Genomic DNA, 18,609 nt, shown 5'->3' with positions numbered 1-18,609 from the left:
CCAGCCGTGTCGACGCCCTCTGGCCCGAGCGGCCGGACAGATGGATCCCCGTGGTTCGTCGTTCTCAGAAACGACCGCAGAAATGACCGTAGAAGCGACCGCTGAAACAGCCCGGTGAAGAGCCCCTCTTCCACCGGATGCATACCTCCTGCGCCGCACTCGAACGAAGCGCAGAACCCGCCAACTGATCGTCACCCCCCGCCGCCACGACCGCCTCGACGGGGCGGTTCCACCCAGCGAATGGAACCACGCACATGACTACACACAGCATGCTCTGGCGTCGTGGGGCCGCGGCCGGCCTCGCCCTCGCAGGAGCCATCGCACTGTCCGGATGCGCCAGCAACGACGCGACGGCACCCAAGACCACCCCCGCGGCGAAGGGCAACAGCGCATCCGGCGGCAAGCAGCCCGATGTGAACGGGGACGGCAAAGTCGTCATCGGCGTCCTCAGCCCCGGCGACATCAACGACAAGGGCTACTACCAGAGCTTCGTCGACTCGGCCGACGCCTTCGCCAAGGAGAAGGGCTGGACGGTCATCAAGCGCGGCAGTGTGCCCCCGAGCGACGCGCTCACCGCGGCACGGGCGCTGTGCCAACAGAACGTCGACCTGGTAGCGATCGGTGCGAGTGAGCTCAAGACGGCCATCCCCGCATCGGAGGAGCCGGTCTGCGGCAAGTCCGCCTGGTACGTGCCGATGCAGGCCAACATCGACCAGACCCCGAAGATCGTGCTGTCCACCGACGACCCCAACCAGTCCATGCTCGTCGCCGGCTACGCGGCGGGGCTGAAGATGAAGGCGGCCGGCCACACCAAGGCAGGGTTCATCACCGGCATCAAGGCCGACTACAGCGTCGCCGCCTCCACCGCCTTCCTGGCCGGAATCCGGGAAATCGTGCCGAAGGCCACCCTCACGACCACCTACACCGGCGACTTCAACGACTCGGCCAAGGCCAAGGAGGCCACCCAGGCGCAGATCAGCCAGGGCGTCAAGGTCATATACCCCTATCTCGGCGGCGCGACCGACGCTGCGGCGAAGCTGGCGAACGCAAGCGGCGCACTGACCCTGACCCCCGGCACCGACCGGTGCGCCTCGACGAGCCCGAAGTTCGACATCTCGGTGCTGTTCAGCCCGGGCGACTACTTCCGTGCCGCCCTGGAGGAGTTCGACAAGGGCAACTTGAAGATGGGCACGACGCGCGTATGGCAGTTGGGTGTCGACCCCTATCCCACCGTGAAGATCTGCAACGGCCAGGGCGATGAGGACCAGCAGCTGTCGCAGTTCATGAAGAAGATCGGCAGCAAGGAGATCGACGCGGCGGCCGAGGTCAAGCGACTCGGCTGACGTGCCGACACCCACGAGGAAGATCAGCAATGACACCGACGACCTCTGCGGTTCCGATTCTCGAACTGCGCGGCATCACCAAGTCCTACGGATCCGTCACGGCCTGCGACGCCGTGGACCTCAGGGTCGACGCCGGCGAGATCCACGGACTCCTGGGTGAGAACGGGGCGGGCAAGTCCAGCCTCATGAAGGTCCTGCTCGGGCTGGTCCGGCGCGACGCCGGTACCGTCCTGGTGCGCGGCGACGAGGTCGCGCTGGACAGCCCACAGGAGGCAGCCGAACTGGGCATCGGCATGGTGCACCAGCACTTCAGCCTCATCAACGGGCTGACCGTGTGGGAGAACGTGGCGCTCGGCGACACCGGCAAGGTGAACAAGCAGGCCATCTGCTCCGACATCGCCGATGTCTCCGCCCGCTACGGACTGCCGATCGACCCCGAGGCACGCGTCGAGGAACTCTCGGCCGGAGAGCGCCAGCGGGTCGAGGTGGTCAAGTGTCTGCGGCGCAACCCCCAGATCCTGATCCTCGACGAGCCCACCTCGGTACTGACCCAGGCCGAATCGCAGGAACTGTTCGCCGTGCTCGGCCGTGTGGTGCAGGAGGAGGGGCGAGCCGTCATCCTCATCAGCCACAAGCTCGCCGAGATCGCCCAGGCGACGGATCGGGTGACGGTCCTGCGCAAGGGCCGTGTCGCCTTCCGGGCCGTCACGGCAGAGACCACCCCACAACTGCTCGCCCAGCAGATGGTGGGCCGTGAGGTGTCTCTCGGCGAGGAAGGCGCAGCCCTCGGCCTACTGCCCGTACAGAACGCAGGCACCGCCGGGGGCGAGGGGCAGGGACGGCAGGAGACCGTGCTGCGCCTCGCCGAACTCACCGTCGTACAAGGCGGGGTCACGGTTCTCGACGAGGTCGATCTGACCGTGGGCGCGGGCGAGATCGTGGCCCTCTACGGAGTCGAGGGCAACGGTCAGACGATGCTCGGCGATGTCCTCGCCGGGCTGGTCGTGCCGACCGACGGCACCATCGAGATCGCCGGGAGCCGGGTCGACGTAAGCCTCCCCGGGGCGCTGTCCAAGGCCGGTCTCGGCATCGTGCCGGAAGACCGGCACCGCAGCGGTGTCGTCCTCGACATGAGCATCGCCGAGAACCTGACGATGAAGTCACTGGACAAGGTCAGCGGTCGGTTCCTCGTGCGGCGCCGCGCGATGCTCGCCCGCGCCCGACACCTCGCGGACGAGTTCAACATCGTCACACCGTCGCTCGACGCACCCGTGCGCAGCCTTTCCGGCGGCAACCAGCAGCGGGTCGTACTCGCCCGGGAGCTGTCCGGTCACACCCGGGTACTGGTGGCCGCGCAGCCCACCCATGGATTGGACGTCGGTGCCATCGAGGACATGTACTCCCGACTGCGCAGGGCCGCTACCGAGGGCGTCGGGGTGCTGCTCATCTCCACCGAACTTGAGGAAGTCATGGCCCTTGCAACCTGGATCGCAGTGATCTCTTCAGGACGGATCACCGGAGCACTCCCCGTCTCCGAGGCGACTCCCGAGCGGCTCGGCATGCTCGTGGGCGGTGAGGCCGCATGAGTGCCCCCTCGCTGATGGATCCGGACGACCTCGGTCGGCGCTTTTTGGCCCGGCTCCGACCGGGGCGCGACGGCTGGCTGACGGCAGGCGTGACCTTCGGGCTCGTGGCCGTCGCACTGGGCGTGTCCGCGCTGCTGCTCACGCTGACCGGAGCCTCGCCGAGTGCTTCGCTGTCGGCGATATGGACCGGGAGCCTGGCCACCACCACCGGCTGGACGACGACGCTGCTCAACGCCGCGCCGCTGCTCCTGGTGGCGATCGGTGCGTGCATCTGTGCGTCCGCTGGTTCGTTCAACATCGGACAGGAGGGCCAGGTACTCGTCGGCGGCCTGTTCGGAGCCTGGGTCGGGCTGCGGCTGGCGCTGCCCGGCCCGACGATGGTCGTCGTGGTGATGGCCGCGGCGGCGGTCGGTGGTGGTCTGTGGGCAGCGCTCAGCGCTCTCATGTCCCGCTTCCGCGGTGTCAATGTTGTGGTGAGCACGCTGCTGATGACGTTCCTCGCCATCCAACTCGTGACGTTCGCGGTCAGCAGCCCATGGCTACAGGAGAGCGCACAGGGATCCTCCGGTATCGCCGACGCGCAGTCCAACCCCCTGCCGGCGAGCGCCCTGCTCGCCCACTTCGGCCAGTACCCGTCGCTCCAGCTGAACGCGGGACTGTTCATCGCGCTCGTCGCCGCGGTCGGTGTCGGGCTCGTCCTGAGTCGCAGCCGGTGGGGCTTTCGGGTGCGCATGGTCGGATTGAACCCGCTGGCCGCCAAACACACCGGTGTCCGGGTGGCCGCACTCGGCGGCTTCACCCTGGCGCTGTCGGGCGCCTTCGCCGGACTGGCCGGAGGACTGCTGTTGGCCAGCCCGGTCAGCCCCAACCGGCTCCAGCCCGGGCTCTCGGACAACGTCGGCTGGGACGGTCTGCTCGTCGCGCTGGTCGCGCGCAACCGCCCCCTGATCGCGATCCCGGTGGCGTTCGGGTTCGCCGTGCTGCGTGCGGGCGGCGACTTCCTCTCGGCCACCGGGGTGCCGTACTACCTCATCGACATCGTCAAGGCGTTGCTCGTCCTCGCATTCGTCGCGCCGCCCATCCTCGTCGACCTCTTCCGCAGGCGTCGCAGTGGCACGCCGTCGACGCCGTCTCCCCTGCCCGTTGTCCCGACCAAGATGGAGGCTGTCACGTGAGCGTTATGGACAGCACCACGACCATTCTGTCGAGCGGTGTCCGGCTGACCGTGCCGCTGGCGTTCGCCGCCTGTGGCGAGTACGTGGCCCAGCGCGCCGGAGCGATGAACATCTCCGTCGAGGCGATGATGCTCGGCGCCGCGTTCACCTCGATCGCGACCGCGAGTGCGACCGGCAGCGCCACCATCGGCCTCGCCGCCGGTGTGCTGACCGGCCTCGTCCTCGGCTTCGTGCACGGCAACCTCTCCCATCGGGCGCAGATCAACACCTTCGTCGTCGGCCTGGTGCTGAACGCGCTGGTGCTCGGGCTGACGAGTTACCTGATCACCACGGAGCAGTTCGCCTCGCACCAGGTCGGGATGTTGTCGATCCCGGTGCTCCAGGACATCCCCCTGATCGGTCAACCGCTGTTCTCCGGCCGCTGGCCCGCCTACCTGCTGATCCTGCTGGTGCCGCTGACCTGGTGGCTGGTGGCGCGCAGCCGCTGGGGCCTGGAACTACGAGCGGTGGGGGAGAACCCCCAGGCCGCCGATGTCGCGGGCATCAAGGTCAACGTACGACGCCGACAGGCCCTGTTGTGGTGCGGCGCACTGGCCGGTCTCGGCGGCGCCTACCTCGCGGTCGGCGAGGTCGGATCGTTCAACCAGAACATGACCGCCGGCCGCGGATACATCGTCATCGCCGCGGTGATCTTCGGAGCGTGGCGGCTCGGCCGTACCCTGATCGGCTGCCTGGTGTTCGGACTCTCCGACGCCATGCGCCTGGCGCTGCCCGCGCTCGGTGTCACCATGAACTCCCAACTCCTCGTCGCAGCACCGTATCTGCTGGCGCTCCTCGCCATGCTGTTGTTCACCACCAAACACAGGGAACCCGCCGCGCTCGGCCGGCCCTTCCAACGAGGATCGACCTGAGGTTGCGCATTCCACAACGTTGGACGCCGACTCCGCGAGTGTGCGGAGTCGGCGTTCTCGTCCGGTACGGGCAGTGCCGCGGTGGACCGTGCGGGGTGACGACCGCCCGGGTCTGGAAGCCCGTCGCCAAAGGCTGCCCGCCTCATTCGGCAATCTCCTCTGTCAGACCCGCCGTCTATCCTCCGCCCATGACAGCTGAGGATCTTGTTGCATTCGATCGGGCATGGGGGCGACTGGAAGCATGGCTCGCCTCGCAGTCGCCTGCGGATCACGCCGCGCTTCGAGCACCGGCAACGGCCGGGGAGATCGCCGAGTTGGAGGAGCGGCTGGGCTTCGCCCTCCACCCTCAACTCCGGAGGTTGCTGGAGCGACGGAACGGAGTGGCCGAGCCGGAGCCGAACAGCGGACCCGAACGAGGAGTCTTCCCGGCGGGAGGCATTCTGCCACTGGGCCATCGGCTCATCTCCACCACCGACATCGCATCGATGCACAAGATTCTTGTGGAGGTCGGCGAGGACAACATCGAGTCCGAGCTGTGGGAAGAGGACGACGAGGACCCTGCCGGTCATCTGCACCAGTGCGTGCCCTTCGCCCTGCCCAATGACGGAGGCGTCGCGTTCGTCGACCATCGGCCCGGGGCCACATACGGACAGGTGCTTGAGATGGGTATCGGCTCCGGCGACCTGGAGGGCACTGTCTGGGGCACAAACCTGAGCGAGTTCGTCGGGGCCGTGGCGGATGCGCTGGAGACGGGCACTGCGTTCTCGTACCACTGGCCCATCACGTTCGAACACTCGTCGGGCAGGACCTGCATCGCATGGGAGGTCCGTGCGGAGAACGCCGCGCCGGCACGGTTCGCGGAGATCGCGGCTGCGCCGGCCATGCAAGAGCGCCCCCGCTGGTCCTGAGACCTGCGGGGGCGAAACGTCATGGCTTCACGGTGCGATGGCACCCGCCGAGCTACACAACGCAACGACACGACGACACGACGACACGACGACGACATGACGTAGTTTCCTGCGTCGTGCACGAGGCTGTGCCGACGGCAGGTTCCCGATCGACCAGGTCGCGGCGATCGGCAGCCGGTCACAGCGAACCGGGCGCCGGCGACCATCTGCCGGCGCCCGTCCAATGGTCCCGACGTCACCGCCGACGATCGACGGGTCGATCGAAGGAGCGTGTGGTCGGCTCCGGTGTCAGCCCCAGAGCTCCTGGATGGTCGAGAACACCTTCTGGTTGTGCGAGAACTCGATGGTGTTGCCGTCGGGGTCGTTCACGGCGCAGATGTACCCGATGTGGGCGGCCATCTCCACCGGCTCCCATCGGAGGTTGCCCGTCTCGCGCGCCTTGGCCGCGACCTCGTCGACGTCCGCACGGTTGGGCAGTTCGATACCGATGTGCGCGAACGGCGCAAGGGTGGGGATCTTCTTGCCCGGCTCGATGCCGAAGCGTGCCCCGACCTCGGGGATGAACTCGGCCAGGACCAGGACCAACGGCGAGTCGACCTGGCCCTTGTTCGACAGCCAGGCGCTGCGGCCGTTGCTGTCGTCGTTCTTGGTGACCAGGACCAGCGGGGTGATGCGCTCGTAGAACTCGATCGACTGATCCAGGTCGCTGACCGGAATGGCGACGTGGGTCCAGCGGGGTTCGGTCAGTTCTGCCATGGTTCGGCTCTCCTTGTTCGTGTGTTCAGTACGCTGCGTGCGCTTGGTTCGGCCAGACCGCGACGCGTGGGGCGTGGGGTCAGATGGTGGGCCACTTGGCGCGGTTGGGCAGCCCGGAGCGGGCCACGATGCCTTCACCGGCGGTCTGGGCGCGGCGCAGCAGGTCGTCCTCGTCGATCGTGGTGCAGCGGTAGTTGTCGACGACGCGTTGCCCGTCGACGAACACCGTGTGCACGCCCCGCCCATCGGCCGACCACACGAGTTGGTTGGCCACGTTGTGCAGTGGCCGCCACTCCGGCCGATTGGTGTCGTGCAGTACCAGGTCGGCCTTCTTGCCCGTCTCGATCGACCCGATCTCGTGCTCGGCCTGGAGCCCGCGGGCGCCGTTGCGGGTGGCCATCGCGAACGCGTCCTCGGCCGGGAAGATGGTGGCATCCCGCCGGGCGTCCTTGAACAGGCCGGCGACCAGATAGGTGGCGCGCATCAGATCGTGGTAGTTCGAGGCGTTGTTGCCGTCGGTGCCGATCGCCACGTTCACACCGGCGGCCACCATCTCGGGGAACTTGCCGATCTGGGTGACGCCGTAGGACACCTTGAGCGCCGTGGTCGGGCAGTGCGAAATACTCGTCCCGGTACTGGCGAGCAGTGCCACCTCCTCGTCGTCGACGTGGACGGCGTGGGTCAGGATCGCGTTCCGGCCCAGTACGCCGATCTCGTCGAGGTGCACCATCGGCCGCTGCCCGAAGGCCGCGAGGAAGCCTTCGGGATCCATTGCCGCCGGCGACATATGGGCACTGAACCCGGTGCCGTACTCGATCGACAGTCCCTTCGCGGCCCGCCACAGCTCGTCGCTACAGCAGGTGTGGCCGATGATGATCGGCCATGCCTGGATGCGACCGTTGGCGACCGACCCGTACTTTTCCATCGTGTCGTTCAGGCGCGAGATCGCCTGCGCGGTCGTCATGCGCAGCACCTCAGGCTCAGGCACGAGGTCCCACGCCCACGGTCCCACGCGTGCGCGGATGCCGATCTCGGTGAGTGCCTCGACGACCGGGTCGATGAACCGGATCGTGCCCGCTTCGAGGAACGCGGTCGTACCGCTCTTGAGCATCTCCAGCGCCGCGAGCTGCGCCGAGATGTGCTCGTCCTCCTCGGTGTAGTGCGTGTGGATCGGCGTGAGCCACTCGAAGACGTTCTCCAGGAACGGGGTGTCGTCCGGGACGAAGCCACGCGTGAGAGGTTCACCGGTGATGTGCACATGGGTGTTGATCAGGCCAGGGGTGACGACGAACCGCTCGCCTGCGATGACGTTGTCGCTGTGCCACTGGGCGGTCACATCGTCGGTCTTGCCGACGGCCACGATCACGTCGCCCCGGATGGCCACCGCGCCGTCGCTGATCACACGGCGGGAGTCATCCATCGTCACGACGAGGGTGTTGACGATCAGGGTGTCGGCGGGTGCCGTGGAGTTCGAAGGATTCATGAGGTGGCCTCCGGGGTGCGGGAGCGGATGAGGCGGACATGCTGGCGCGGCACCGGTTCGAACGAGTCGACCAACTCGGCTCCGGCCGCTTCGGCCCAAGAGCGCAGGTCCGCGACCGTGACACCGAGCCCCGCTGTCGAGGCCAGCATCGTCAGTGACAGGAGCAGTTCGTGGCGCGCGGCGCCGTAGACGGCGCTGCGGTCTTCGCCGCCCCCACCGTCTTCGCCGTCCTCGCCGATGCCGTTTCGGACCGGGTCGGGACGCGTGTAGTCGACGACCACGACGACACCGTCCGCGCCGGCCAACTCGACTGCACGGGCCAGTAGTTGCTGGGCCCGATCGGTCGGTTCGGCCCGCAGTACATGTGCCAGGACGACGACGTCGGCCGCGGCGACCGGGAGTGTGACGTCGAGGTAGTCGCCGGCAACGGCGATCACCTGGTCACGCATACCGATGTCCGTCGCCGCCTGCTCGGCGATCGGCAGCACGTTCGGCAGATCGACGGCGATCACCTGGCCGTTGGGCCGGGATTGCAGCAACCCGGTCAGCCAAGCCCCCGAGCCGCAGCCGAGGTCGACGACCGTCGGTTGCTCCGGCCACCAACCGCGACGCTCCAACTCGACGGCAACGGCCTTCGCGACGCCGGCCTGGGTTGGGCCGGTCGCGCGTACGAGTGCCGGGTACAGCTCGATCAGATCGGCTGTCACGGTCGGCTCGGGTGCGCCGGTACGGACGGTGTCGGCGAGGCCGGGCCAGGCATTCGGCGGACCGGGCGAGTACCGAACCAGTGCGGCCATCGAGGCAGGCGCCGTTGACACCAGAAAGCGTTCGGCCGTGGGTGTGAGGTGGAAGCGGTCTTCGACGGCGGTGAGCAGGTCGAGCGCGACGAGGGTTTCCGCCAGTACGGTCACCGGGCCAGGCCCCACCGCGCCGATCGCGGCTGCCAGTTGTGCGGCGTCCAGTCCGGTCCCTGTATCGGCTTCCTTGGCGAGGGCGTCGAACACACCGAGGTCGAGCGCGGCCGAGAGCGCCCAGTAGGACGTGAAGCCGTTGATGACATCCCACACCGGCGCCGGACTGACCGGAGCGGTCGCCGCATTCATGGGCGCAGCACGATCTTGCCGGTGGCCAGCCGTGATTCCATCCGTTCCTGCGCCGCCGCGGCCTCGACCAGCGGGAACTCGCTGTCGATCGGCGTCCGGAACGTCGAGTCCCAGTAGGCGTCGAGCATCGTGGCGAACTCACGGCGGTCGTACGGGTCCGAGCCGAGCAGTTGCAGGCCGAAGTGGTACGCGTACACGAGGTCGAACTCGGCCCGGTTCCCTGTTGTGTTGCCGAAGAACACCAGTCGCCCGCGCGGCGCGAGGCTGTACAGGCCGGTGTTCCAGGTGGCGGGGCCGACGTGATCGAGCACGAGGTCGGCGCCCCGGCCGTCGGTGAACTCGCGCACGGCCGCAACGACGTCGCCGGTCGTCGAGTTGACCACGAGGTCGGCGCCCAGGCCGTATGCGTACTCGACCTTCGCGTCCGTGCTGACCGTCGTGACCACGCGGGCACCACTGGCCTTGGCCAACTGGATCAATGCGGTGCTGACGCCGCTGCCCGCGGCGTGGATCAGTGCCGTCTCGCCGAGGCGGACCTTGCCGATCTCGATGAGTGCGTGCCAGGCCGTCATCCAGATCGTCGGCACGACGGCCGCGTCGGCGAGGTCGACCTTGTCCGGGACGTGGTGCACATTGGCCGCCGGCACGAGGACGTACTCGGCATAGCCGCCGGCCAGCGTGGCACCGATGACACCCGTGGTCGGGCATCTGCCGTCGGCCCCGGCGGCGCAGCTCGCGCACTGATCGCACGGCACGGCCGGATTCACGACGACCCGTGCCCCTTCGGCGAACGCGGTTGTGCTGCCCGCCCGTCCGCTGCCCGCCGGGCCCACCGACGCGACGGTGCCCGCGATGTCCATGCCGGCCACGTGCGGTAGTGTGAAGCCCGGAATCAGCCCGGGACCACGACGTTGCAGCACGTCGAGGTGGTTGAGGCCGCAGGCTTCGACTCGGACGAGCACCTCGTCCGGTCCTGGTTCGGGCACTGGTACATCGGCGACCTGGAGCACATCAGGACCGCCGTGTGTTCGATGGAGTACGACCTTCATCCGAGAGACCTCCGCTGGCTGTGGGACTTGGGTCGCCGGCCAGCTCGTTGCACGCCTGGTCGGCATGCAACGGTCTCCAAGAAGCGCTGATATGCGCTCCCCCGATCGGTTTGTTGCCCACCCATCGGGTCGGCCCGAACGTTATTGATGCCCGTCGAGGGTTGTCAATGACCCCGTCCAAATCACCTCGAACTCGGCGAGACGGCGAGGTGTGTGCCGACCGTCACCGCCCGGACCGTGATGCCGATGACGACGGTGGTGCGCCGCGTCGGTGTGAGACGACGACTGCGCCGCCTCGCCGTGAAGTGCGTCGCTCCCATCGACCACCACCCATCCATGGCGCCCTCGCCCGTTCACTGTCGTCGGCAGCCCCGGCGCGCGCCGTACGGCCTGCTGAAGCGGCGGAACACCGGCCCTCCGACACTCCATCCACCTCGTCTGCGGGCGGGGTGTTTGCGCCTACCGGCCCGGGCTGTCGTATCGCTTGACATGATGCCATCTCGCATTGAAAGATGCTCGCCATGCAAGTAGTGACGACACTGGCCGGCCTTGGCCGGATCGAGGACGGGTCTCTGGCCCTGCTGGACACTGCTTTTCCACACGTCGGCGCGGTCCTTGAACAAGAGGGCTCGCTCCAGTGCCTGACTTCCTGCGCCGTACTCAGGCGCATCCCACTCGACGAGGCAACGCTCACGGCGCCGTTGGGTCGACCCCGCGCGGTGTGGGGTGTCGGGCTCAACTACCGGTCGAAGGCGGCCCGGACCGGCCGTGGGTTGCCCGAGCAGCCGATCCTCTACCTGGCCGCGTCGTCCGGTGCCTCTGCCCCCGGTGCTCAGGTGGTGATCCCGGAGTCCGTGACCGAACCCGACTACGAGGGCGAGATCGCGATCGTCGTCGGCCGCCGGCTGTACCGGGCGACCGAGTCGGAGGTCTGGCCCGCGATCGCCGCCATCACCGCCGCCAATGACATGACGGCGCGCGATGTCATGCGCACCACGGGCACCCCGGCCCTCGCCAAGAGCTATCCGGGATTCACACCGCTCGGACCATCACTGTGCACTCCCGACGACCTCGCCGACCGCGACGCGATCCGCGTACGGACCCGGGTCAACGGCAAGCTCCTCCAGGACGACACCAGCGCCGGGATGATCTTCCCGGTCCCCGACCTGCTCAGCAGGCTCTCCTGGTTCGCCGCCCTCGAACCGGGCGATGTCGTCCTCACCGGTACCCCGGCCGGCACCGGCCAGGACCGCGCGTGCTTCCTCGCCGACGGCGACGAGGTACGAGTCGAGGTGGACGGCGTACTGCCCCTCGTCACCCGCATCGTGCGTCCTTCGGACGCCTCACCGCGCGACCACCGGCTGACCGCACCGGCCAGCTGACCCCCTCACCTTGGAGACCACACCGATGTCCATCTCCTCCGTGCCGTCCTACGACCTCGTCCTGTCCGGCGGCACCGTCATCGACCCGGCATCGGCCACGAACGCCCGGCTCGACGTGGCGGTCACCGGTGACCGCATCGCCGCGATCGGCGAGGGACTGGCAGCCAACGCAGCCCGCACGATCGACGTCACCGGGTCCACCGTGCTGCCCGGCCTCGTCGAGGGCCACACCCACATATTCCAGTACGTCTCCGCCGTCGGCGCCCCGGCCGAGGAAGCCCATCTGCGCCGCGGCGTGGTCGCCGCAGCCGATGCCGGCACGGCCGGAGCATCGACGTTCGCGGCCTTCCGCAAGCTGGTGGTCGAGGCCAACCCGCTGCGCATCGTCAACTTCCTCAATGTCTCCGTGCTCGGCCTGATCGACTTCAGGTTCGGCGAACTGCTGAACCCCGACACCCTGGTCCCCGAGGACGCGCTCGCGACCGCCGAGGCCCACCCCGACATCGTGCGCGGCTTCAAGATCCGTCTCTCCGAGGACGTCGTCGGCGAGAACTGGGAGTCGTTGCTGAAGAAGTCGGTGTCCCTGGCCGAACAGGCGGGTCTGCCGCTGATGCTGCACATCGGCGAGACCTCGGAGCCGTTGCCCGTCGTCCTGGACTACCTGCGCCCCGGCGACATCGTGGCGCACTGCTACACCGGCAAGCCGCACGGGATCCTCGACGGTGACCGCGTACAGCCCGCCGTGGCCGCAGCCCGTGAGCGCGGTGTGCTGTTCGACTCCGCCCACGGCAAGAGCAACCTCAGCTTCGAGGTCGCGCGCCGGGCGATCGCGGATGGCTTCCTGCCCGATGTCCTCAGCTCCGACACCAGCGCCCGCAACTGGCGCGGCCCGGTGTTCGACCTGCTCACGAGCATCTCCAAGCTGGTCGCACTCGGCGCACCCCTGGACGAGTGCATCCGACGGGCCACCGTTGCGCCGGCGAAGCTGCTCGGGCTCGACACCGAGGGCTACGGGCGCCTGGAGGTCGGCGGGCGGGCCGATGTCACGGTCATCACCGAGACCGAAGAGGTCACCCTGCCCGACGCGTCCGGCAACACGATCGTCGCACCGCGCCTGGAGCCTACCGTGGTGCTGCACGGTGGCGCCGAGGTCGACATCGTGCCGTGGCGCGGTCTGCCGTCGGCCTGACCCACCCGCACTTCCAGGGGAGAATCCCATGCCCGCCGGTGAAGTCCATCTGCTGCGGCGCCGACTGCGAACAGCTCTGACAGCGGGGAGCCCCGCGGTCGGCACGTTCGTCAAACTGGCGTCGCCCGACGTGGTGGAACTCGCCGCGGCGGCCGGATTCGCGTTCGTGGTCGTCGACCTCGAACACTCCACCCTCACCGAGCAGAACGCCGTCGATCTGGTGCGCCACGCGGATGTCTGCGGCCTACCGGCCCTGGTCCGCGTGCCCGTGGTGGACGCCGCCGCCATCAACCGGCTCCTGGAGGCCGGGGCGGCCGGCATCCAACTCTCCATGCTCACCCGGATCGCCCAGGTCGAGGCGCTCATGGCGGCCACCCGGTTCGCTCCGGCCGGCCGCCGCTCGGTGAGCCTGGCCAACAGGACCGCCCGGTTCGGTGCGGTCCCGCTGGCCGGGTTCCTGCGCGCGGAGCAGGAAGACCCGCCCGTGCTCGTCGGTCAGATCGAGACGGCGCGCACCGACCCGCTGGCGGATCTGCTCGCCCCTGTGGACGTGTGCTTCGTCGGCAGCACTGATCTCGCGGTCGACCTGGGCCTGCCGGCGGACCCGTCGGTCCTGCGCGCAGCGGTGGATCGGGTGGGCCGTGCCGCTCGTTCCGCGGCGGTGGCGTTCGGTGGTTGGGCGCCCACGCGGGAAGCCGCCCGGGATCTTGGCCTCGGTGACGCCGGCTACCTCGTGGTCGGCTCGGACCTACAGATGCTGGCGGCCGGCCTGCGGGCGACTGCCGGAGAGGGAAATCAGTGAGCACACGCAACGCAGCGCTGTTCAGCACCGTCGTCAACTGGGACGACCTACCGGTGACCCAGGTGCGGCCTGGGGTCCGACGCCGCGTCTATGCGACGGACGAGGTGATGATCTGCCACCACGAGCTGGAGGTCGGCATGACACTCAACCCACACCGGCACGAGGACTTCGACCAGTTGGTCCACATCGCCGAGGGGCGGGCGAACTACTACGTGGACGGTGTCGCACACGACATGCGCCCAGGATCGTTCCTGCTCGTTCCCCGTGGTAGCGAGCACTATGTGGAGCCGACCGAGGCGCCCTGTGTGAACATCGACTTCTTCGTCCCGCCACGGGCCGACCTGCTGCCCTGAGCTGCGGGGCGATCTCCTGCCACACTCACGACGGTGTGCAGATCACGACAGAAGGCCCACCGCGGTGGGCCTTCTGTCGTTCTCCCCTGGTCAGCCGCCGTTGGGCGTCCCGTCCGAGTTGCCCAGCCGCTGGGACAGAGCGCGGGCGGTCTCCAACAGCGCCTGCGCCATCGGCGACTTGACGTCGTCGGGTACGGTCGCCGTCGTACCGACGATCGCGAGTGTCCCGCTGATCTTGTCCCCCTCGAAGATGGGCGCCGCGATGGTGCGGACACCATTGACCGTGGGGGAGTTGACCGACAGTCCGTGCTGCTGGATGGCGTCGAGTTCCTCGACGAGCTCGGTCGACCTGCGGACCGAGCGCGGCAGTGTCGGCACCTGTTCCGGAGGCAGGAACGCGAGGAAGACACGGCCCTGTGCCGAGGACGTCAGGTTCAGGCGCGAGCCGACCCGGACGCTGATGCGCACCATGTGATCGGTGTTGTCCACCGAGCGCACCACGGTCGCCGACTCGCCGTCCCAGACCGACAGCACGATCGTCTCGTCGATGCGCCGGACCAGATCCTCCATGTACGGCTCGGCGGCGGCGACGATCGGTAGGCCGGCCCGCGCGGCCGAAGCGAGCGTGAGCACCTGGGGGCCCAGCGAGTAGAGCGAGGTGCGCTCGTCGTACCGCAGGAGGTTCGCCGCCCGCAGGGCCTTGGTGTAGCGGTGCGCGGTCGCCTTGCTGGCCCCGAGACGCGCGGTGATCTCATTGAGGCTCATGTGCGGTTTGCCGACCGTGAACGAGCCGAGGATCAGCGCTGCACGCTGCACCGTCTGGATAGTCGGGGCGGTCCTGTCGGGACCGTCCTGCTCACCGGTGCCGTGCTGCACCTTCGTGGCCATGGATTCCACGCTCCTGTCCATGCTCAGTCAAATCGATGGGGGCATCAAATGAAACACTGTCTTGTATAGCGTCATGGTAAGGGTGTGCGCAGAGTGCTGAGGTGCTTCCATGGCAAGCCATGGCGGTGAACGGGAGCCTAGCGGTCGACAGCCGCGGAAGTGCTTCCGTTCACCGCGTTGTTCCTCTGGACGGCTAGGCGTCGGTGGAGTGGCCCGGTGTGGTCGAGCGGGTGGGATCGAGCGTTGCGGCGATGTGGTTGACGGCGAGGGCCGCTTCGCCGAAACCGATGGCGATGAGGTTGACCTTGCCGTCGTAGTCGGCGATGTCGCCGGCGGCGAAGATGCGTTCGCGGTTGGTGCGCATGGTGGGATCGACGAGGATGCGTCGGCGGCGTAGTCGAAGTGCCCACTGTTCGATGGGCCCGAGGTCCGCGATGAAGCCGAGCGCCGCGACGACGGTTTGGGCGGGGAGGGCGAGCCGGTCCCCGTCGGCATGGGCGACGACGACCTCGGACATCGGTCCGTCGCCGGAGATCTTGTCGACCTCGTAGGGGGTGAGGACCTGCACCGAGGATGTGTGGAGTTGCTCGACGGTGCGCTCGTGGGCGCGGAACCGGGTGCGCCGGTGGACGAGCGTGACGGTCCTGGCGATGGGTTCGAGTGAGAGTGCCCAGTCGAGTGCCGAGTCCCCGCCGCCGACGATGACGACGTCCTGCCCCGCGAGTTCATTGAGGCGCGGGACGAAGTAGCGCAGTCCGCGGCCCAGGTACTCGGTGCCCACCGGAAGCTCGCGGGGGGTGAAGTTGCCGATCCCGCCGCAGATGAGTACGGCGCCAGCCGTGACGCGGGTACCGGTGTCGGTGGTGGCGGCGACGCCGTCGTCGGTGTCGTCGAGTTGGGTGACGCTGTGTCCGAGGAGATAGGTGGGGTTCGCCTGGTCGGCTTGCTCGGTGAGCCGGTCGACGAGCTCCTGGCCGCGGACGGCCGGGAAGCCGGCGACGTCGTAGATGAGCTTCTCGGGATAGAGGGCGGTGATCTGGCCGCCCACTTCGGGCAGTGCATCCGCGATGGCGACGCTCAGGCCGCGGAAGCCGGCGTAATAGGCCGCGTACAGCCCGGTGGGGCCCGCGCCGATGATGAGGAGGTCGACGGACACCTCCGTGCCCGGGCCTGTGCTGTCGGGGGTGGCGTGGCCGGTCACGTTGCCACCTCGGGGTGGTCGAGGCCCGTCGGGCCGACTTTGCGGGCCCCGCCGGGTGAACCGAGTGGTGGGGTGCCGAGGTCGAAGAACTCGGCGTTGACCCGCTCGAAGTGCTTGCTGGCCTCCGGTAGGTCTTCGTGGTGGAAGATGGAGACCTGGGGACAGACGGGTTCGCAGCGCCCGCACTCGACGCATTCATCGGGCTGGATGTAGAGCATCCGATCGCCCTCGTAGATGCAGTCGGCCGGACACTCCTCCATGCAGGACTTGTCCATGATGTCGAGGCAGGCGTCAGTGATGACATACGGCACGAGCTTCTTGCCCTTCACACGATCGCACAGGATGCGAGACGGCATATCTCAATGCGAAACAAGATGATGGTGGCTGCGCCCACTCCGGATGTCAACCGAGGGGGGACGAATGCTTGACACCGTCGAGTGGGGCAGGGACGCTAATGCGACATACGAGATGGCGTCTCACTTAGCGCCACTCGGGTCGGGACTTGTGAGAGGCAAACTCCCCATGGGAAGCAATCCCCGGACCGCCCCAGCGCCGATGATCGTCGAGGACTGGGACCAGCTCACCTTCCGGGTCAACCGTGAGGCTTATCGCAGCGCGGAGGTCTTCGCCCGGGAACGCGGCTGGGTGTGGATGCACACCTGGCTCTATCTCGGACACGAGACCGAGATCCCCAACCCCAACGACTTCAAGGTCCGCACTCTGGGCGGTCGACCGCTGATCTTCTGCCGGGACACTGCCGGCGAGGTGCACGCGTTCCTTAACTCCTGTCCACACCGCGGCACCGTGTTGTGCCGCGAGAACGAGGGCTCGACCAGGCTCTTCCAGTGCTTCTACCACGCCTGGACGTTCCGCAACAATGGCGAGGTCGCCGCAATCCCCGACGCGGGCGCATATGAGTCGACCGACGAGTTCCGAGCCTCGATGGGACTGCGGAGCGTGCCGCGCCTGGAGATCCACGAGGGTTTCGTCTTCATCTCCTTCGACCCCGACGTCCCGCCACTGCTCGAACACCTCGGCGACGCCGCCGACTACATGTCGATGATCGAGCAGCAGCACGTCGGAGGCATGACCACACTGCCAGGGACACAGCTCTACGGTGTGCGGGGCAACTGGAAACTCGCCGTCGAGAACGCCATGGACGGATACCACTTCGCCCCGACCCACAACACCTTCGTGGGCTATCTGCGGGAGAGCGGCTATGCCGTCACCGACGACAACCAGTACGCCTACAACCTCGGCAACGGTCACGGCCTGCTGGTCCTGACCGGGCACGGCGGTCGGATCAGCATGATCTGGGAACCGCGCTTCGGTGAGGACGAGCGCATCCGCACCGACGCCCACCGAGCCGAGATGACACAACGGCTGGGGGAGAAGCGGGCGCACCACGTGGCGGACGAGAGCCACATCCTGTTCGTCTTCCCCAACCTGCTGCTGTTCGACATCGAGGGTCTGTCGATCCGCCAGCTGGAGCCGGTGGCGCCCGACCAGACGGACGTACGCGCCTGGCAGCTGGTCCCGCGCAACGAGGACCCGGAAACGCGCGCCCTGCGGATGAAGACGGTCGTCAGTTTTGTCGGCCCGGGCGGCCTCGCCACACCGGACGACATCGAGGCGTACGAGGCGGTCCAGCGTGGCATTCAAGCCACGGCGGGCAGCGGTCTACCCGAACTGGACTTCAGCGATATGTCGCGCGGCATGGCGGACGAGGTCAAGGGGGTGCAGGGCCGGTCGATCGACGAAGGCGCGATGCGGGGCTTCTGGCGGCACTGGGTCGATGCGATAGGGATCGACGACGGCATCGAGGTCAACGGTGAGCGTCCCGCGTCCTTCCTGTCCGGGAGGGATGTGCGATGACCGCGATCGACAACCGCAGCAGCGTGCAGTGCGCGGGTCGCACCATCACCCGCCAGGAGGTGGAGGACTTCCTCTACGCCGAGGCCGACCTCCTCGACCACTGGGACTACGACGGCTGGCTGGCCCTCTTCGAGTCCGGCGCCCGCTATGAGATCCCGACCACCGACTACCGACCCGGCTGGTCGCCGCACGAGACCGGATCCTTCGTCGATGACGACTGGCCCCTGCTCCTGGCCCGGGTCAAGCGCCTGAAGTCCCGCAAGGCGCATGCAGAGAACCCGCACTCACGCACCCACCGGCTCGTGTCCAACGTGCGACTGTCCGCGCACACTGCAAGTGCCGACGGCACCAACAGCACCAACAGCACCAACAGCGCCAACAGCACCGAGCACGCGCAGAGCGCAGAAGACTGCTTCCGGGTCGCGGCCTCCTTCGTGGTGCACCGCGCTCGCGACGGGCGCTTCGACGCCTACGTGGGCTGGTACGAGCATCTGCTGGTACCGACCGAGGACGGGCTCCGTTTTCGGTTGCGGCGCTCGGTCCTCGGCCATGAGTCGTTGGCGGCAGGCGCCCGGCTCAGCTTCATCCTCTAGCCGGCGACGGAC

At 68.0% G+C, this 18,609-nt stretch carries 18 protein-coding genes; 11 read left to right on the top strand and 7 right to left on the bottom strand.

Features of this window, described 5'->3' with window-relative positions; translation table 11 throughout:
• Positions 1-254: 254 nt before the first annotated feature.
• The 5 genes from ACFXJL_RS18370 (at position 255) to ACFXJL_RS18350 (ending at position 5,923) form a co-directional block, all read left to right on the top strand.
• Complete coding sequence (locus tag ACFXJL_RS18370) at positions 255-1,343, top strand: BMP family ABC transporter substrate-binding protein (RefSeq protein WP_384693609.1); 1,089 nt, start codon at positions 255-257, stop codon at positions 1,341-1,343.
• A gap of 29 nt (positions 1,344-1,372) precedes the next feature.
• Positions 1,373-2,929, top strand: coding sequence for an ABC transporter ATP-binding protein (locus ACFXJL_RS18365; protein WP_384638841.1), 1,557 nt, complete (start codon positions 1,373-1,375; stop codon positions 2,927-2,929).
• Complete coding sequence (locus tag ACFXJL_RS18360) at positions 2,926-4,104, top strand: ABC transporter permease (protein WP_384693605.1); 1,179 nt, start codon at positions 2,926-2,928, stop codon at positions 4,102-4,104. Before ACFXJL_RS18365 ends, ACFXJL_RS18360 begins: the two co-directional genes overlap by 4 nt.
• A 5-nt stretch (positions 4,105-4,109) precedes the next feature.
• Complete coding sequence (locus ACFXJL_RS18355; protein ID WP_384693945.1) at positions 4,110-5,015, top strand: ABC transporter permease; 906 nt, start codon at positions 4,110-4,112, stop codon at positions 5,013-5,015.
• A gap of 188 nt (positions 5,016-5,203) precedes the next feature.
• Positions 5,204-5,923 (top strand): SMI1/KNR4 family protein, encoded by a 720-nt coding sequence (locus tag ACFXJL_RS18350; protein WP_384693602.1) that lies wholly within the window; start codon positions 5,204-5,206, stop codon positions 5,921-5,923.
• Positions 5,924-6,211: 288 nt separating this feature from the next.
• On the opposite strand, the gene ACFXJL_RS18345 is transcribed toward ACFXJL_RS18350, so the two are convergent.
• From ACFXJL_RS18345 to ACFXJL_RS18330, 4 genes are all read right to left on the bottom strand, one after another.
• Positions 6,212-6,679, bottom strand: coding sequence for a VOC family protein (locus ACFXJL_RS18345; RefSeq protein WP_358878762.1), 468 nt, complete (start codon positions 6,677-6,679; stop codon positions 6,212-6,214).
• Between the two features lie 79 nt (positions 6,680-6,758).
• The gene (locus tag ACFXJL_RS18340) at positions 6,759-8,162 is read right to left on the bottom strand and encodes an amidohydrolase family protein (RefSeq protein WP_384693598.1); all 1,404 of its coding nucleotides are present in this window, start codon (positions 8,160-8,162) and stop codon (positions 6,759-6,761) included.
• Positions 8,159-9,265, bottom strand: a complete 1,107-nt coding sequence (locus ACFXJL_RS18335; RefSeq protein WP_384693595.1) for a methyltransferase — start codon at positions 9,263-9,265, stop codon at positions 8,159-8,161. Before ACFXJL_RS18335 ends, ACFXJL_RS18340 begins: the two co-directional genes overlap by 4 nt.
• A complete protein-coding gene (locus ACFXJL_RS18330; protein WP_384693592.1) occupies positions 9,262-10,314 on the bottom strand; it encodes a zinc-binding dehydrogenase in 1,053 nt (350 codons plus the stop codon). The genes ACFXJL_RS18335 and ACFXJL_RS18330 overlap by 4 nt, the downstream gene beginning before the upstream one ends.
• Before the next feature lie 521 nt (positions 10,315-10,835).
• On the opposite strand from ACFXJL_RS18330, the gene ACFXJL_RS18325 reads away from it, so the two are divergent.
• From ACFXJL_RS18325 to ACFXJL_RS18310, 4 genes are read left to right on the top strand one after another with little or no spacing between them, the layout of a single operon-like run.
• Positions 10,836-11,696 carry a fumarylacetoacetate hydrolase family protein gene (locus ACFXJL_RS18325; RefSeq protein ID WP_384693590.1) on the top strand — a complete coding sequence of 287 codons (861 nt, stop codon included), beginning with the start codon at positions 10,836-10,838 and terminating at the stop codon, positions 11,694-11,696.
• Positions 11,697-11,721: 25 nt separating this feature from the next.
• The gene (locus tag ACFXJL_RS18320; RefSeq protein WP_384693587.1) at positions 11,722-12,885 is read left to right on the top strand and encodes an amidohydrolase family protein; all 1,164 of its coding nucleotides are present in this window, start codon (positions 11,722-11,724) and stop codon (positions 12,883-12,885) included.
• 28 nt (positions 12,886-12,913) lie between these two features.
• Complete coding sequence (locus ACFXJL_RS18315; RefSeq protein WP_384693584.1) at positions 12,914-13,687, top strand: aldolase/citrate lyase family protein; 774 nt, start codon at positions 12,914-12,916, stop codon at positions 13,685-13,687.
• Positions 13,684-14,040, top strand: coding sequence for a cupin domain-containing protein (locus ACFXJL_RS18310; protein ID WP_329012814.1), 357 nt, complete (start codon positions 13,684-13,686; stop codon positions 14,038-14,040). Before ACFXJL_RS18315 ends, ACFXJL_RS18310 begins: the two co-directional genes overlap by 4 nt.
• A 90-nt stretch (positions 14,041-14,130) precedes the next feature.
• On the opposite strand, the gene ACFXJL_RS18305 is transcribed toward ACFXJL_RS18310, so the two are convergent.
• The 3 genes from ACFXJL_RS18305 to fdxA form a co-directional block, all read right to left on the bottom strand.
• Entirely contained in the window at positions 14,131-14,928 is a 798-nt protein-coding gene (locus tag ACFXJL_RS18305; RefSeq protein WP_329012812.1) for an IclR family transcriptional regulator, read from the bottom strand.
• A gap of 193 nt (positions 14,929-15,121) precedes the next feature.
• On the bottom strand, positions 15,122-16,129 hold the full coding sequence (locus ACFXJL_RS18300; protein WP_358878769.1) for an NAD(P)/FAD-dependent oxidoreductase: 1,008 nt from the start codon (positions 16,127-16,129) through the stop codon (positions 15,122-15,124).
• A complete protein-coding gene (gene fdxA / locus ACFXJL_RS18295) occupies positions 16,126-16,485 on the bottom strand; it encodes a ferredoxin (protein ID WP_383539646.1) in 360 nt (119 codons plus the stop codon). Before fdxA ends, ACFXJL_RS18300 begins: the two co-directional genes overlap by 4 nt.
• Positions 16,486-16,651: 166 nt before the next feature.
• Between fdxA and ACFXJL_RS18290 the strand changes: the two genes are divergently transcribed.
• Together ACFXJL_RS18290 and ACFXJL_RS18285 are read left to right on the top strand one after the other, a co-directional pair.
• Positions 16,652-18,004, top strand: coding sequence for an aromatic ring-hydroxylating dioxygenase subunit alpha (locus ACFXJL_RS18290; RefSeq protein ID WP_358878770.1), 1,353 nt, complete (start codon positions 16,652-16,654; stop codon positions 18,002-18,004).
• Entirely contained in the window at positions 18,001-18,597 is a 597-nt protein-coding gene (locus ACFXJL_RS18285; protein ID WP_384693579.1) for an aromatic-ring-hydroxylating dioxygenase subunit beta, read from the top strand. The genes ACFXJL_RS18290 and ACFXJL_RS18285 overlap by 4 nt, the downstream gene beginning before the upstream one ends.
• Positions 18,598-18,609 lie beyond the last annotated feature (12 nt).

The sequence above is a fragment of the Streptomyces sp. NPDC059256 genome (assembly GCF_042753785.1).
Lineage (GTDB): Bacteria > Actinomycetota > Actinomycetes > Streptomycetales > Streptomycetaceae > Streptomyces.
The sequence above is the reverse complement of the archived record's forward strand: the minus strand, read 5'-3'. Positions and strand labels throughout refer to the sequence as shown.